We start from the raw sequence: 16,116 nt of genomic DNA, 5'->3' as shown, positions 1-16,116 counted from the left end.
CGCCATGCCCGCAATCCTAGCCCTGCGTCGAATGGCTGTAGCGGAAATCGTCCATGTCGGCCTCGATCCGGCTCACATCGGACTGCAGCCGGCCGATCTCGCGCTCGAGGTCGCGGATCTGCCAGCGGTTGGAATCGATCCTGCGCTGGATCTCGCGTGTGTCGGTCTTGCTGTTGCGGACCAGGTCCTCGTCGGTCCGGATCGCCTGCTCGAGGCTGGTGATGCGGTATTCGAGGCTGCTGATCTCGCGCTTCTTGTCATGGTACAGACGGCCCAGATCATAGCCTTCGCGGAAACCGGGATCGAGATCGACCGGGCAGACATTGGCGTAGCTGCCGCCCTGGCTGCCGACCGACAGGCCGTTGAGCGGCGTGCAGTAGCGCGGCAGGCCCTGCTGGTAGCCCTGGTACCAGAGCGTCTGGTCGGCGGCGACGCCCGCCTTGGTGCAGGCCTTGACGTGGCGCGCGAAGCGATCCTGCGGCGCGTACCCGGCGGCGCCGTCCTGCACGCCGATCACCCGCCAGTCGGCGACGGCGCATTCTTCCTTGGACATGGTCTGGCATGACGACGCGAGCGCGCCGAGCGCGATGATCACGGCAAAACGCAACTTCATCTGGATCCCCGAACCCCGAAAAACCTCACCACATCCCGGTTTCAGAAATGCCAACGGCCCCGTTTTGTCAACGGGGCCGGATTGGTCGCGAGGCAAATATTCTATTCCGCGGCCTGCTTGGCCATCGGGTTGTTGGGATGCGTCGTCCAGTTCGCGTAAGCCGGGTCGATCGGCCGGCCGGTGCGAGGATCGGAGCCCTGGGTCATCTCCACCATGGTGATGCAGTCATCCACCGGGCAGACATTGACGCAGAGATTGCAGCCCACGCATTCGTCGTCCATCACCTCGAAATGCCGCACGCCGTCGACCATCGCGGTGATGGCCTGGTGCGAGGTGTCCTCGCAGGCGATGTGGCAGCGGCCGCACTTGATGCACAGGTCCTGGTCGATCCTGGCCTTGGTGATGTAGTTGAGGTTCAGATACTGCCAGTCGGTGACGTTGGGCACCGCTCGGCCCTGGAAATCGGCGATGGTGGCGTAGCCCTTCTCGTCCATCCAGTCCGACAGGCCTTGGGCCATTTCCTGGACGATCTTGAAGCCGTAGGTCATGGCCGCGGTGCAGACCTGCACCGTGCCGCAGCCGAGCGCGATGTATTCGGCTGCGTCGCGCCAGGTCTGGATGCCGCCGATGCCCGAGATCGGCAGGCCGCGGGTGGCGGGGTCGCGGGCGATCTCGGCCACCATGTTGAGCGCGATCGGCTTGACAGCCGGACCGCAATAGCCGCCATGCGAGCCCTTGCCGTCGATGGTCGGCACGGGCGCGAAATTGTCGAGATCGACCGAAACGATCGAGGAGATGGTGTTGATCAGCGACACCGCGTCGGCGCCGCCGGCCTTGGCCGCCCGCGCGGGATAGCGGATGTCGGTGATGTTGGGCGTGAGCTTCACGATCACCGGCATCTTCGAATAGTGCTTGCACCACTCGGCCACCATCTGGATGTATTCGGGCACCTGGCCCACGGCCGCGCCCATGCCGCGCTCGCTCATGCCGTGCGGGCAGCCGAAATTGAGTTCGATGCCGTCGGCGCCGGTGTCCTCGACGCGCGGCAGGATCCCCTTCCAGCTTTGCTCCTCGCAGGGCACCATGATCGAGACGATCATCGCCCGGTCGGGCCAGCGCCGCTTGACGTCGGTGATTTCCCGGAGGTTCACCTCGAGATCGCGGTCGGTGATCAGCTCGATATTGTTGAGCCCCAGCAGCCTGCGGTCCGGACCCCAGATCGCGCCATAGCGCGGGCCGTTGACATTGACGACCGGCGGGCCGGCCTCGCCCAATGTCTTCCAGACCACGCCGCCCCAGCCCGCCTCGAAGGCGCGCTCGACATTGTAGGCCTTGTCGGTGGGCGGCGCGGACGCCAGCCAGAACGGGTTGGGGGACTTGATGCCGAGAAAATTGGTGGAAAGGTCAGCCATGATATCTCTTCCTCCCTCAAGCCATCAGGGCTTTGTGAATGCTCTCGGCCGCGATCTTGCCGTCCTCGACCGAGACGACGGTCAAGTCGTCGCCGCCCGCGACGCAGTCGCCGCCGGCCCAGATCTTCGGGTGCGACGTGCGGCGCTCCGCGCTCACGCGGATGCGGCCCTTCTCGAGCTCGATCGGGACTCCGGCGAGCGGCCCGGCGTCCGGCGTCTGGCCGATGGCCTTGAACACCTGGTCGGCCTCGAGCGTCACCAGTTCGCCGGTGCCGGCGAGCTTGCCGTCGCCGTCGAGCGTGGTCTTCTCCAGCGTGATGGCGAACACCGCGCCGTCCGACACATGCAGGCTCTTGGGCGCGAGCCAGTGGCGGATGACGACGCCGTGGGTCTGGGCCAGTTCCTGCTCGTAGAGCGAGGCGTTCATATGCTCCTGGCCGCGGCGATAGGCGATGGTCACCTCCTCGGCGCCGAGCAGCTTGGACTGGACCGCCGCGTCGATGGCGGTCATGCCGCCGCCGATGACGACGATCCGGCGGCCGACCTCGAGCGCGGACAGGTCCTCGACCTGGCGCAGCACGGCGATGAAATCGACGGCGTCGATGACGCCGCGGGCGGTCTCGCCGTCGAGCCCGAGCGGGTTGACGCCGGGCAGGCCGAGGCCGAGGAACACGGCGTCGAATTCCGCGGTCAGGCGCTCCAGCGTCACGTCGCGGCCGAGCGCCTTGCCGGTCTCGATGGTGATGCCGCCGATCTGAAGAATGAACTCGACCTCGTCCTGGGCGAAGTCGTTGGTCGTCTTGTAGGCGGCGATGCCGTATTCGTTGAGGCCGCCGGCCTTCTCGCGTGCGTCGTAGACGGTGACGTCATGGCCGTGGCTGGCGAGGCGATGGGCGCAGGACAGGCCCGCGGGGCCGGCGCCGACGACAGCGATCCTCCTGCCGGTGGGGGCGGCGCGGACGAAGGGATGCGGCTCCTCGCGTTCCATGAAGGTGTCGGTGGCGTGGCGCTGCAGCAGGCCGATCTTGACCGGCTTGCCCTCGGCGATCTCGCGCACGCAGACTTCCTCGCAGAGCGTCTCGGTCGGGCAGACCCTGGCGCACATGCCGCCCAGGATGTTCTGGGCGAAGATGGTCTTGGCCGCGCCCGCGGGGTTGCCGGCCTGGATCTTGCGGATGAACATGGGAATGTCGATCGAGGTCGGGCAGGCGGTCATGCACGGCGCGTCGTAGCAGAAATAGCACCTGTCGGCCTCCACCAGCGCCTCGTGCGGCGTCAGCGGCGGATGGATGTCGGAAAAATTGTCGGCATAGTCGGCGCTCGACAGGCGGTGCGCCCTCACGTCGCCAGGCTGGGTAGCTGTCATTCCTCTGGACCCCTCGTTTTCGAGATCTTCTTGTGCGGTTTGGTGTGGCGCAACTCCTCAGTGTCGCCATCGCCGCGAGGGAAGAATGAAACGGTTTTATCAAAAGGTCAAATTTTTTATCAGATGATAAATATTCAAATCCGGCGCCGCGGATTGCACTTCCGGACGCGGCAGGTAAGTATTGATTTCGAACCGGAGATTTGCCGTGACCGACTACCCGATCACCGATTATGACGACGCCTACGCCAATGGCCCCTATATCGACGGCGCGGCCGATTACCCGCCGCGATGGACCGAACAGGCGCAGGCCTTCCGCGACCGGTTGAGCGAAGCGGGGAGGGCGCGGCTCGACCTCGGCTACGGGTCCGCACCGCGCAACCGGCTCGACCTGTTCCTGCCCGAAGGCGAGGCCAGGGGCCTGGCGGTGTTCGTCCATGGCGGCTACTGGAAGGCCTTCGACAGGTCGGTCTGGTCGCACCTGGCCGCCGGACCGCTCGCGCACGGCTATGCGGTGGCGATGCCGGGCTACACGCTGTGCCCGGACAACCGCGTCGCGGGCATCGCCCGGGAAATCGCCGAGGCGGTGAGCTTCGCCGCGGGCGAGGTCGCGGGTCCGATCCGGCTCACCGGCCACTCGGCCGGCGGGCAACTGGTCACGCGGATGATCAGCGGCGAGCCGCTCCTGCCCGAGGCGGTCCTCGCCCGGATCGCGGGCGTCACCTCGATTTCCGGCGTGCACGACCTCAGGCCCATCATGAAGACTGAGATGAACGAGATCCTGCACATCGATGCGGAGGAAGCCAGGTCGGAAAGCCCGGTGCTGCACACGCCGCTCGCCGCCATTCCGGTGACGGCCTGGGTCGGTCTCGCGGAGCGGCCGGAATTCGTCCGCCAGAACCGCGCGCTCTACGAGATATGGCGCGGCCTGGCCACGCCGATGCGGATGCACGAGGAGCCGGCGAGGCACCATTTCGACGTGGTCGACGGTCTGGCCGATCCCGCCCACCCGCTGTGCCGGGCATTCCTTGGCCTCGACTGAGCTTCGATCCGGCGGGGGCGCTGGAGGGCGGAGCCGGGCTGCGGGCAGGATTAAGCATTTGTTGAGGCCGAAGGCCTAGTTTTGGCCTGACAGCGACTGCATCGCGGCCATCAGGGCCGTTCGTTCCCGATCCCGGATTCCGGATACCGCCATGACGCACCCCAAGGCCATGATCGGCCTCCTTGCCTTGCTGGCCTCGCACGCCCTTGCCCCCGACGCTTCAGCCGCGGAACTGCTGCCCGATCCGGCGTTCACGCGCCCCGCGCTGGTCGGCGATTGGTGGGCCACGCCCAACATCGCCTTCGACTACAGCCCCGGCGCGCTCTGCGGTTCGGTGGCAGGCGGCACGGCCGAGCCCTGGGACGCCATTCTCGGGCTCAACGGCCTGGGGATCGTCAAGGGCGAGCACTACAGCTTCTCCCTCATCGCCTCGGGCGGCCCCGGCGGGCCGATGCGGGCCCTGGTGCAGCAGGCGAGCGAACCCTGGACACCGGAGGGCGAGATCGTCCGCCGGCTGTCGCCCGACAAGCAGGTGCTTGCCGAAACCTTCACGGCCGGGCAGGACCATGCTGGCGCCCAACTCGTCTTCCAGCTTGGCGGCTCGGAGAAACCCTGGCGCTTCTGCCTGCATTCGGCGTCGCTGATGACCGGCCAGGCGCCAAAGCCGGCGAGCGGCGGCGCCTCGGCGATCCGGGTCAACCAGACCGCCTATTTCCCCGACGGCCCCAAGCGCGCCACGCTCGTGCGCAAGGGCGGCGCCCGGTCCGACTGGAAGCTGGTCTCCGACTCCGGCGAGACGGTGGCCTCGGGCAAGACCAAGGCCTCGGGGTTCGACGCCGCGTCGGAACTCGAGGTCGAGACCATCGATTTCAGCGATTTCGCCCGAACCGGCGAGGGCTACCGCCTGGTCGTCGGCGGCGAGACCAGCCCGCCGTTTGCGATCTCGGGCGGCGCCTATGCCGGGCTGCGCACCGATGCGCTGTCCTATTTCTACAAGGTGCGCAGCGGCATCGAGATCCTCGAGAGCCTTGCCGGCAAGGGCTACGGCCGTCCCGCCGGGCACAACGGCCAGGCGCCCAACCGCGGCGACACCGATGTCGGCTGCCTCAACGCGAAAACCGCGCGCAAGGTCTACGGCGCCGACTGGAGCTGCGACTACCGACTCGATGTCGCGGGCGGCTGGTACGACGCCGGCGATTTCGGCAAGTACGTGGTCAATGGCGGCATCGCCGCGGCGCAGCTCATGGGCGTCTACGAACGGGCGCTGACATTCAGCCGCGGCGCCTCGCCGGCGCTCGGCGACGGGCTGCTCAGGATTCCCGAGGCCGGAAACGGCATTCCCGACATTCTCGACGAAGCGCGCTGGGAACTCGACTTCCTGATGTCCATGGCTGTTCCCGAGGGCCAGCCCCTTGCCGGCATGGCGCATCACAAGGTGCATGGGGAGGGGTGGCCGTCGGGTCCGCTGCTGCCGCATCGCGACAGCGAGAAGCGCATCCTGCACCGGCCGTCGACGGCGGCGACGCTCAACCTGGCGGCGGCGGCGGCGCAGGGCGCCCGGCTGTTCGCCTCCTTCGACAAGGCCTATGCGGACCGGCTGCTGGCGGCGGCCGTTCGCGCCTATCACGCCGCGGAAGCCAACCCCGCGCTTTATGCGCCCGCCACCGACGGCAGTTTCGGCGGCGGGGACTACCAGGACGACGATGTCTCGGACGAGTTTTACTGGGCGGCGAGCGAACTCTACCTGACCACCCAGGATCCGGTCTGGCTCGCCCGCGCCAAGGCCTCGCCGCACTGGTCCGGGTCGGTTTTCTATCCCGACGGATTCAGTTGGCGCGCGGTGGCGGCGCTGGCACGGCTGCAGCTCGCCTCGGTTCCCTCCGGCCTGTCCAAGCGCGATCTCAACCAGGTCCGCGCTACGGTGCGGGAGGCCGCCGACGCCTATCTGAAGGTGCAGAAGAAGCAGGGTTTCGGGCTGATGTACGCCCCCCGGAACGGCTATGGCTGGGGCTCGAACCAGTCGGTGATCCAGACCATGATCGTCGTCGCCACCGCCTATGACGTGAGCGGCGAGACGCGCTACCTGCAGGCGGTGCGCGAGAGCATGGACTACATCCTCGGCCGCAACGCGCTGGGCATGTCCTATGTGACCGGCTACGGCACGACCTATTCGCGCAACCAGTTCTCCTACATGTTCGCGGCCTCCACCGATCCGTCCTATCCGCCGCCGCCCCGGGGCGCGCTCGCGGGCGGGCCCAACAGCGGGCTCGCCGACGACTACGCCATCTCCAAGCTCAAGGGCTGCGCGCCGCAGGCCTGCTATGTTGACGATTCGCGCTCGTTCTCCACCAACGAGATCGCCATCAACTGGAACGCGCCGCTGGCCTGGATCGCCTCGTTCCTGGCCGATGCGCGCTAGCCGGAGAGATCGGCCCCCGGCCGCAACCGCATCTTAACGCGGGCAGGCTAGTTTGGGGCACGCATGCGCCGGGACCCGAGACCCATGACCAAAATTGCCCTGATCGGCACAGGCTTCGTCGCCGATTACTACATGACCACGCTCGCCAATTACCCCGAGATCGGGCTTGCCGGGGCGTGGGATGTCGATCCCAGGCGGCTTTCCCATTTCTGCGACTTTTACACGCTGCGCGCCTATGGCTCGCTCGCCGAATGCCTTGCCGATCCGGCCGTCGACATCGTGGTCGACCTCACTCCACCCGAAAGCCATTTCGAGATCAATCGCGCGGCGCTCGAGGCGGGCAAGCATGTCTATTGCGAAAAGCCGCTGGCGATGAGCTTCGAGCAGGCGCGGGCGATCGTCGATCTCGCCGCGGGCAAGGGCCTCGTCATCTGCGGCGCGCCCGCCAACGGATTGTCGGATGCACAGGAACTCACGGCGCGCCTGATCGACGCCGGGCGGATCGGCACGCCGCGGCTCGCCTATGCCGAGATGGAGGATGGCCCGGTGTTCAAGGACAACTGGACCGACTGGCGTTCGCGCTCAGGAGCGAAGTGGCCGGGGCTGCACGAGTTCCAGGTCGGCTGCACGCTCGAGCATGCGGGCTACGGCCTGTCCTGGCTGGTGTCGCTGTTCGGCGCGGTCGAGAAGGGCCAGGCATTTTCGGCGCTGACCTTTCCCGACAAGGGGCCGGGCACAACAGGCCTGGCGCTGGCGCCGGATTTCGCCGTCGGCTGCCTCAGCTTCCGGTCGGGCGTCACCGCGCGGCTGACCTGCGGATTGGCCGCGCCGCGCGACCGGTCGCTGACGATCGTCGGCGACAAGGGCACCATCGTGGTGCGCGACCTGTGGGACGACCGCTCGCCGGTGCATCTGAGCCGCTTCGACGGCAAGCGGCCGCTGCTGCAGCGGCTGGCGGCGCTTTTCGAGCGCCAGCGCGGGCGGGTGCTGCCGCTCCGGCTGACCTATGGCCGGCCGGTGGCCTATCCGGCGGCGACCACCGCCCGCAGCCTCGCCTCGTTCCCCTCGCGGATCGATTTCGCCCGCGGCATCGCGGTGATGGCGCGGGCGATCGGCGCGGGGGAAACGCCCTTCTTCTCGGGGGAGCGCGCCCTGCACCTGACCGAACTGGCGCTGGCCCTCAACGACGGCGCCGGCAGCTTCACGCCGCGGTCCGGCTTCTGAGTTCCTAGGGTTTCCACTCGCCCGACGGCGGCGACGACAGCACCGCGTCGATGATGCGCAACGCGGCGATGGTGTCGTCGAGCCGGTTGTCGGGCTCCTGGCCGAGCCCCCGGCGGATGGCGTCGGAGGCGGCCCCGATCTCGAACTGGAGGCCGGAGCCCTCGAACGGAAACCCATGCCAGGCGACCCCGGGCAGCGGCAGGCGCCGGACGAGCCCCCGGGCAAGCCGCGCCGCGGTGCGGTTGCCGGGATGGGCCAGATCGGCGAGGCGGCGGGAGGCGTAGACGCCATAGCCGCCGGCCTTGATGAAGGGCGCGTCGAGCACCAGCACGCCCCGGTCGCCCTCGATGATCATGCGGTTGGAGCCCTGGCGATCGAAGCCGCAGGTGATCCGGGCCTCGACGGCGCCGAACCGCAGGCAGAGCGACGCCGCCATGTCGACGCCCGAAGGCGCCGCCGTCCAGGCGCCCTCGACATGGTCCGGGTCGCCCAGGAAGAAGCGCGCGAGCGAAATCGGGTAGACGCCGAGATCATGCAGCGCCCCGCCGCCCTGCGCACTGTCGAAGAAGCGGCTCTGCGGATCATAGGCCTGTGGCCAGGCGATGTCGGCCTCGAGCCGGCGGATGGCGCCGATGACGCCCCCGGCGAGGGCCGTGCGCGCGGCGCGGATGGCGGGCAGATAACGGCTCCACAGGCCTTCCATGACGAAGACGCAGGCGCCCGTGGCCGCCTCCTTGATCTCGAGCGCCTCACCGAGGCGCGCGACCATGGGCTTTTCGACCAGCACCGGCACGCCGGCCGCGATGCAGGCAAGCGTCTGGGCGCGATGCACCATGTTCGGGGTGGCGATGTAGACGGCGTCGACCCTGCCAGAGGCGAGCATCGCACCGAGCGAGCCAAAGGCGGTGACGCCGGAATGGCGGTGGGCGAATTCCTCCGCCCTTGCGGGATCGCGCGAGCAGACCGCCGCCAGCGCCGCGCCTTTGGCATGGCCGATGTCGGCCGCGAATTGCCGGGCGATGGCGCCGGTCCCGGCGATGCCCCAACGGATGGTCCTGAGCTCTGTCATGGTCCGATCATGCGGCATCACCGGTAAAGGCCGGGTTAGCTTGGCCGGGTCACCAGGGCAGGGCTTCGCCGGTGTAGTCGAAGAAGCCGCCGGTGTCCGAGGGTCCGAGCCGGTCGAGGACGCTGAGCAGCAACGGCGCGGCCTCCGCGGCCGTGCGGACCGTGAGCCCGCCCTTGGCGAAGCCCGACGAGAGCCCGGTGTCGACCGTGCCCGGATGCAGCGCCACGCACACGGCCTCGGGCCGCTTGCGCGCCAGTTCGATCGCCGCGCTGTGGACGAGCTGATTGAGCGCGGCCTTTGAGGCGCGGTAGCTGTACCAGCCGCCCAACCTGTTGTCGCCGATCGAGCCCACCTTGGCAGACAGCGTGGCGAACACGGATTTTCCATCCCTCGCCATAAGTGGAAGGAAATGCTTCATCAGAAGCGCCGGGCCGATGGCGTTGACCGCGAAGGCATGGGCCATGTGGGCGGGATCAAGGGCCGACAGCGTCTTTTCCGGCTTGAAGCCGCAGCCGTGCAGAAAGCCGGTGGCGTCGACCACCAGCCTGAGCTCGAGCCCGGTGTCCTTTGCGGCGGTGGCTGCGCGCCGGATGGTGGGTTCCTCGAGCAGATCGAGATCCGGCTCCGAAGCGCGGGAAAAACCGGCCACGGCGGCGAAGGCGCCATTGTGCCGCAAGGCCTCCATCAGCGCCTCGCCGAGGCCGCCGCTGGCGCCGATGACGACGGCCAGCCCGCCGGGTTTCAGGCTGTCCATCCCAAGATCCTTGTCCGGAAGTTCACGTGCTTCGCCTTGTTGGGTGGGGGCATGACCCTCCGGTGATTCCGGTCGCCAGACCCCGACAGCGCCCGCGTCTCCGGGCGGATGCGCGAAGGACGCCGGCGCCCCTGAATGACTGCGTGTCTGGACCCGGACCTCTGAGTCCCCGCGAACGCGCCTCACACCAGCAATGCCACGGCGCGGACAGGGTCGCAAGCCGGCGCATGATCAACGCAAGGTCGGTGCAAGCTTACATGTGCACTCTCTCATGTGACCGGCGGCATGGCGGGGAATTCCCCGCTGTCGCTTGACGGGCGTTGTCTCCGCCGGATGACGCCCGTCTTCATTCGGCGCGAATCAATCTCACGCCACCAGATTGCCTTGTCGGAGGCTCCCGCGATTCGCGCCGGACCGGGCCTGGCGGACGGTCTGCCGGGGAGTCCGGGAATTTTAGGCGAGATTTCGCAGTTATTGATAATAAATACCTACATTCGGTGTTTTGCATTTAACCCCGAATTAAAGTTTGACGTCCAATTTCTTTGCATCAACAGGAGATGCCAATGGACGTTCGCCAGACAATGCTCGCTCTCGGGATTACCGCGGCTTTGGCTTCGCCGGTTCTTGCCGAACCGGCGAAGCCCGATGTCCACAGCCTGATCACACAGGCGGTGATCGACGACATGCGCAAATCGATCGAGACCGAGATCGTCCGCATTTCGATCGATGCGCAGAACGACCGCCTGAGCAAATTGAGCCAGGAAGAGATCGATGCGCTGGACAAGCAATGGGTCGCCGAGCGCGAAAGCGACGACAAGCCGCTGATCGCTGCCACGCTGTCCAATCCGCTTTCGGTCTATCTTGCCCGGCTGCAGGGCAGATCGCTGGGGCTTTACGCCGAGATCTTCGTGATGGACCAGAACGGCCTCAATGTCGGCCAGAGCTCGATCACCGGCGACTTCTGGCAGGGCGACGAGGCGAAATTCCAGAACACCTTCAATGTCTCCAGCGACGCCCTGTTCATCGACGAACCGGAATGGGACGACGAATCCAGGATCTGGCGGGCGCAGGTGAGCTTCACCGTGACCGAAGCCGATACGACCACCTCGATCGGCGCCGTGACGATGGAAGTCAATCTCACCGAACTTCAGCGCCGGTCCACCCCCGGGGCATGAACCCAAGAAATTGCAGCGCGCAGCGGCAGCTTACCTCCCGCGCACCGCGCCTGCCATGACACCACAGGACGTGTATGATGCTCAAGAATATCTCCGTCAGCACAAAGGGTTTTGCGGCTTTCGCAATCCTTGCCTTCATCGCGATCGCCGCCTCCGGCTTCATCTACACAAGGGCGGTCACGGTGACCAAGATGGTCGACCACAGCCAGTCGATGGGACGGCTGTCCAACGAGACGGCCGAACTGACGGATGATGTCCATCAGGCGAATCTCGCGCTCAAGAACTTCCTGCTCACGGGCAACCGCGACTTCGTCGCCGTCTACGAGACCCTCGGCGCCGAAATCGACGCGCAGACCGCCGAGCTGGAAACGCTCTACAGCGAGGTCGCCCCCGCCGAACTGGCGATGTTCAGGGAAGCCTTCCAGGCCATCGGCGAGTGGCGCAGCTCGATGGTCGACCGGCAGATCAAACTGATGCGCGATCCGATGACGGTGGAACTGGCGCGCGCGCTGGAACTGACCGGCGACGGTGCCGCGCTCCTCGGCCAGTTCGACGCCAAGATCGCAGCGGTGGCCTCGTCGCTGCAGCAGCAGGCGCTCGATGCGGCGACCGAAGAGAAAGCGGCGCTCACCGCCGTCGAATATATCAGCCTGGCGGCGGCCGTCGTCGTGGCGGTTGTCGCGGCGCTGATGGGGCTCATGAACTTCCAGCTCGTGTCGCGGCCGCTGAGCCGGCTCGCCGACATCACCGCACGCCTGGCCAAGGGCGAACTCGACGTCACCATCGAGAAGGGCGGCAAGGACGAGATCGGCAGGATGGCCGAGTCCATGCAGGTCTTCCGCGAAGCTGGCCTCGCCAACCGGCGGCTGCAGGCCGAGGCCGAGCAGAACCGCAAGCAGGCCGAGGCAGATCGCATCGCCGACCAGGAACGGGCCGAAGCGGATGCCGCCGCCCGCCTCAAGATCGCGACTTCGGGGCTCGCGACCGGTCTGCAGCGGCTTGCCGCCGGAGACCTGTCGTTCCAACTCGACGAGCCCTTCGCGCCGGACTTCGAGGCCCTGCGCCATGACTTCAACCAGTCGATCCGGCAGTTGAGCGCGACGATGGGATCGATCACGCAGAGCGTGTCGGTCATGGAAACCGGCACCCGCGAAATCGCCAACGGCACCGACGACCTGTCCAAGCGCACCGAGCGTCAGGCCGCTGCGCTCGAGGAGACCGCCGCCGCGGTCGAAGAAATCACCGCCAACGTGGCCAATTCGACCAAACGCACCGATGAAGCGCGCGGCGTGGCCTCCCAGGCCAATTCCTCGGCCAACCAGTCGTCCCAGGTCGTCGGCCAGGCCGAGGATGCGATGCGCCGCATCGAGGAGAGCTCCAAGCAGATCTCCAACATCATCGGCGTGATCGACGAGATCGCTTTCCAGACCAACCTCCTGGCGCTCAACGCCGGCGTCGAGGCGGCGCGCGCCGGGGAAGCCGGCAGGGGCTTCGCGGTGGTGGCCCAGGAAGTGCGCGAACTGGCCCAGCGCTCAGCCAATGCCGCCAAGGAAATCAAGCAGTTGATCCACAATTCGTCGAGCGAGGTTTCGAGCGGCGTCGATCTGGTCCGCAAGGCGAGCGAAGCGCTGCGCACCATCGGCGGCTTCATCACCGAGATCAACACGCACATGGATGCGATCGCGATTTCGGCCAAGGAGCAGTCCACCGGCCTGTCCGAGGTCAACCAGGCTGTCAACTCGCTCGACCAGACCACGCAGCAGAACGCAGCGATGGTGGAGCAGTCCAACGCGGCCTCGGCGGAACTCGCCGCCGAAGCCGGCAAGCTGCGCGAGCTGATCTCGCAGTTCACCATCGACGGCGCGGCGACCGCGCAGTCGGCCGCCCTGCGCTCAACCGCCCGGACCATGGCCGCGGCCCCTCAGCAGGCTGCCCAGCAGGCTTCCGCCGGTCGGGCCCGCCCGCAACTGCGCAGCCAGGGCAACGCCGCGGTCGCCCAGGACAGTTGGGAAGAGTTCTAGGACCCGACGCCAGACACACCGAAATCCGGGCCCGTTTCCTCGAAACGGGCCCGCTTCGTTTTGCGATCGGCGCGGGGCGTCAGGCGGGGGCCTATTCGGGCGGCAGGCTGGGCTTCCAGCGCGCCATCAGTGCGGAATTGGCGACCACGCTCACCGACGAGAACGCCATCGCGGCGCCGGCGAAGACCGGCGGCAGCAGGCCGAAGGCCGCCAGCGGAATACCGATCAGATTGTAGACGAAGGCCCAGCCGAGATTCTGCCGGATGGTGCGCCTGGTCCTCGAGGCGACGTCGAACGCCGCGGGCACCAGGCGAAGGTCGGGCCGCATCAGCGTGATCGCGGCGGCCTCCCGCGCGGCGTCGGCGCCGCCGGCCATGGCGATGCCGAGATTGGCCGCGGCCAGCGCAGGGGCGTCGTTGAGCCCGTCGCCGACAAAGGCCACATGGCCGCCGGTCGTGCCCGTGAGCGCGCGGATGGCGTCGAGCTTTTCGCCCGGCAGCAATCCGGCGCGGATGTCGGTGACGCCGGCCTTCCTGGCGATCGCCTGCGCGGTGGCCTCGTTGTCGCCCGTCAGCATGATGGTGGCGAGGCCGCGGCGGGCCAGTTCGTCGAGCGCCTGGCGCGAGTGCGGGCGGATCTCGTCGGCAAGGCGGATCACGCCCAGAAGCGTCTCGTCCGCGGCGACCCAGGCGAGGGTGCCCGCGCCACCGCCCGCGGCGATGTCGCCGGCCTGGCTTGTGTCGATCCCGGCCTCGGCCAGAAAGCGCTCCGAGCCGACGCGGAGCATCCTGCCTTCATGCAGGCCTTCGAGCCCGCGGCCCGGCACTGCCCGGATCGCCGACGCCGGGGAGACCGTCACGCCGTCGGCTTCGGCGCGCGACAGGATGGCGCGGCCCAGCGGATGCTCGCTGGCCGTTTCCAGCGCGGCGGCCAGGCGCAGCAGCTCCGCCTCGTTGATGCCTGAAACCGGGTGCAGGCCGGCGACCGTCGGCGCACCCATGGTCAGCGTCCCGGTCTTGTCGAAGGCCACGGCCCGGATGTCGGTGGCGCGTTCGAGCGTCTCGATGTCCCGGATGAGGATCCCGGCCCGCGCGGCCGCGCCGGTGCCGGCCACGAGCGCGGTGGGCGTGGCGAGGCCGAGCGCGCAGGGGCAGGCGATGACAAGCACCGCGACGGCGGCGACCATGGCGGTCTCGAAATCGGCGCCGGCGAGCATCCAGCCGGCAAGCGTGGCGAGCGCGATGACGAGGGGCACGAACACCGCCGAGATCCGGTCGACCAGCTTCTGCACCGGCGCATGGCCGGTCTGGGCTTCCTCGACCAGGCGGGTCATGCGGGCAAGCCGCGTGTCGGCGCCGACGGCGCGGACTTCGACCTCGAGGACGCCGTCTGTGTTGGTGGTGCCAGTGATGACAAGGTCTCCCGGTCCGCGCGCCACCGACATGCTTTCGCCCGTCACCATGGCCTCGTCGAGCGAGGACTGGCCGGTCAGGATCACGCCGTCGGCGGGAACCCGCGCGCCCGGCCGGATCAGGATCGTGTCGCCGGCCACGAGCTGTTCGACCGGGACGGTCAGCACCGAGCCGTCGGCGGACCGGCGGTCGGCCGTGTCGGGCTGCAGATGGCCCAGCGCGCGCAACGCCCCGGCAGCACCGGATTTGGCGCGCGCTTCGAGATACTTGCCGAGCATGACCAGCGTCAGCACGACGGCCGCCGCCTCGAAATGCAGATGCGCGGTCATGGCGCCATGGGCGGCGTGAGGATCGGCCCAGCCGCGCAGCATCACCCAGATCGACCAGCCATAGGCGACGCCGGTGCCGAGGCTCACCAGCACGGCCATGTTGGCCGAACCGCCGCGCAGGGCGCCGGTGGCCTCGCGCCAGAACCTGCTGCCCGAGACGGCCATCACGCCGGTGGCGAGCAGCGCCTGCCAGAGCGGCGAGATCCAGGCTTGGCCGAGCCCGGTCATCATCGGCAGCATGCCGATCACGATCGGCAGCGTCAGCACCGCCGATACGACCAGCCGGAGCAACGTCTGGCGCTCGTCGGCGCGGCGCTGGACCGCTTGGGCCTCGTCGGCGGCGCGATGGGCGGCGAAATCGTCGCGCCGCAGCACCGCGCCGAAGCCGGCGCGCCCGATGGCGTCGGCAAGCGTCGCGGGATCAAGCCCGTCGCCCTCGATATCGGCCCGCTCCAGCGCCAGATTGACCCGGGCATCGGAGACGCCGGGCTGGCGCGACAGCACCTTCTCCACCCGCGCCGAGCAGCTCGCGCAGGTCATGCCGGTGATGTCGAAGGTCACATGGTCGGGCTTGGCGGTCACCGGCGGGACCTCACGCCGAGGCGCCGGTCACATCGAATCCGCAATCCTCGACGGCGCCCTTGAGCGCTCCGATCAGGTCGGCGCTCGCCACATCCGCGGTCAGCTCCGCCTTTTCGAGGCTGACGCTGACATTCGACACGCCGTCGATCGCCTGCACGGCCTTTTCCACCGACCGCACGCAGCCGCCGCAATGCATCCCGTCTATCTTGAGTGTAACTGTCATGTCCGTGATCCTTTTTCCCTCATATGGGGAGGGTCAAGGGCTGACGTCAAGCACCCTGACGCCGCATCCGGACCAGGGGCTCAGCGGCAGTAGATGTCGCTGAGCGTGCGCAGCAGGAGCTGGACCGGTTCCGAATCGATCGAATAATAGATCGCCTGGGCATCGCGGCGGGTCTTGACCAGATTGCGGGTCCTGAGCTTGGCGAGGTGCTGGGACAGAGCCGACTGGCTCAACGCGACTTTCTCGGCCAGCGCCCCGACCTGCATCTCGCCCTTGGCGAGATTGCACAGGATCATCATCCGTTTCTGATTTCCCATCGCCGCCAGAAGGTCGGCTGCTTCCCCGGAATGCGCTTCCAAACCCTGAGGATCGAACATGAAGTGTCTCTCGTGCCAGCCTGCGCGGCTTAAATCATATGTAAACGTATACTCAAAAAGTGATTTGTCTTATGTCGACTAAAAACCCGCCGCTGTACACC

Annotated in this window: 13 protein-coding genes; 5 read left to right on the top strand and 8 right to left on the bottom strand. The window is 67.6% G+C overall.

The window, feature by feature from the left end; all coding sequences use genetic code 11:
- Positions 1-16: 16 nt before the first annotated feature.
- The 3 genes from LL06_RS08265 to LL06_RS08255 all read right to left on the bottom strand — a co-directional run bounded on the left by LL06_RS08265 (position 17) and on the right by LL06_RS08255 (position 3,391).
- A complete protein-coding gene (locus LL06_RS08265; protein ID WP_035524833.1) occupies positions 17-613 on the bottom strand; it encodes a DUF2799 domain-containing protein in 597 nt (198 codons plus the stop codon).
- A gap of 101 nt (positions 614-714) precedes the next feature.
- Positions 715-2,025, bottom strand: a complete 1,311-nt coding sequence (gene preA / locus LL06_RS08260; protein WP_035524831.1) for an NAD-dependent dihydropyrimidine dehydrogenase subunit PreA — start codon at positions 2,023-2,025, stop codon at positions 715-717.
- A 16-nt stretch (positions 2,026-2,041) separates the two neighbouring features.
- Complete coding sequence (locus LL06_RS08255; protein ID WP_035524829.1) at positions 2,042-3,391, bottom strand: NAD(P)-dependent oxidoreductase; 1,350 nt, start codon at positions 3,389-3,391, stop codon at positions 2,042-2,044.
- Positions 3,392-3,596: 205 nt separating this feature from the next.
- Here LL06_RS08255 and LL06_RS08250 point away from each other — a divergent pair, with 205 nt between their 5' ends.
- The 3 genes from LL06_RS08250 to LL06_RS08240 all read left to right on the top strand — a co-directional run bounded on the left by LL06_RS08250 (position 3,597) and on the right by LL06_RS08240 (position 8,073).
- Positions 3,597-4,430, top strand: a complete 834-nt coding sequence (locus LL06_RS08250; protein WP_035524828.1) for an alpha/beta hydrolase — start codon at positions 3,597-3,599, stop codon at positions 4,428-4,430.
- A gap of 151 nt (positions 4,431-4,581) precedes the next feature.
- Positions 4,582-6,849, top strand: a complete 2,268-nt coding sequence (locus tag LL06_RS08245; protein ID WP_035524826.1) for a glycoside hydrolase family 9 protein — start codon at positions 4,582-4,584, stop codon at positions 6,847-6,849.
- Between the two features lie 84 nt (positions 6,850-6,933).
- Positions 6,934-8,073, top strand: a complete 1,140-nt coding sequence (locus tag LL06_RS08240) for a Gfo/Idh/MocA family oxidoreductase (protein ID WP_035524823.1) — start codon at positions 6,934-6,936, stop codon at positions 8,071-8,073.
- 4 nt (positions 8,074-8,077) lie between these two features.
- Here LL06_RS08240 and LL06_RS08235 read toward each other — a convergent pair whose 3' ends face one another.
- Positions 8,078-9,142 (bottom strand): Gfo/Idh/MocA family oxidoreductase, encoded by a 1,065-nt coding sequence (locus LL06_RS08235; RefSeq protein WP_035524821.1) that lies wholly within the window; start codon positions 9,140-9,142, stop codon positions 8,078-8,080.
- A 49-nt stretch (positions 9,143-9,191) separates the two neighbouring features.
- Complete coding sequence (locus LL06_RS08230) at positions 9,192-9,896, bottom strand: SDR family oxidoreductase (protein WP_035524819.1); 705 nt, start codon at positions 9,894-9,896, stop codon at positions 9,192-9,194.
- Positions 9,897-10,459: 563 nt separating this feature from the next.
- Here LL06_RS08230 and LL06_RS08225 point away from each other — a divergent pair.
- Both LL06_RS08225 and LL06_RS08220 read left to right on the top strand, forming a co-directional pair.
- Entirely contained in the window at positions 10,460-11,071 is a 612-nt protein-coding gene (locus LL06_RS08225) for a hypothetical protein (protein WP_035524816.1), read from the top strand.
- Positions 11,072-11,148: 77 nt separating this feature from the next.
- Positions 11,149-13,092 carry a methyl-accepting chemotaxis protein gene (locus tag LL06_RS08220; RefSeq protein ID WP_035524916.1) on the top strand — a complete coding sequence of 648 codons (1,944 nt, stop codon included), beginning with the start codon at positions 11,149-11,151 and terminating at the stop codon, positions 13,090-13,092.
- 91 nt (positions 13,093-13,183) lie between these two features.
- Here the strand turns inward: LL06_RS08220 and LL06_RS08215 are convergent, their stop codons facing one another.
- From LL06_RS08215 to LL06_RS08205, 3 genes are all read right to left on the bottom strand, one after another.
- Positions 13,184-15,415 (bottom strand): heavy metal translocating P-type ATPase, encoded by a 2,232-nt coding sequence (locus tag LL06_RS08215; RefSeq protein ID WP_081963790.1) that lies wholly within the window; start codon positions 15,413-15,415, stop codon positions 13,184-13,186.
- A gap of 10 nt (positions 15,416-15,425) precedes the next feature.
- On the bottom strand, positions 15,426-15,638 hold the full coding sequence (locus tag LL06_RS08210) for a heavy metal-associated domain-containing protein (RefSeq protein ID WP_035524813.1): 213 nt from the start codon (positions 15,636-15,638) through the stop codon (positions 15,426-15,428).
- Between the two features lie 80 nt (positions 15,639-15,718).
- The gene (locus LL06_RS08205; RefSeq protein ID WP_035524811.1) at positions 15,719-16,015 is read right to left on the bottom strand and encodes a metalloregulator ArsR/SmtB family transcription factor; all 297 of its coding nucleotides are present in this window, start codon (positions 16,013-16,015) and stop codon (positions 15,719-15,721) included.
- Between the last annotated feature and the right edge of the window lie 101 nt (positions 16,016-16,116).

The organism is Hoeflea sp. BAL378 (assembly GCF_000759435.1).
In the GTDB taxonomy this organism is placed as follows: domain Bacteria; phylum Pseudomonadota; class Alphaproteobacteria; order Rhizobiales; family Rhizobiaceae; genus Hoeflea.
This window is presented reverse-complemented; position numbering and strand designations above follow the sequence as displayed.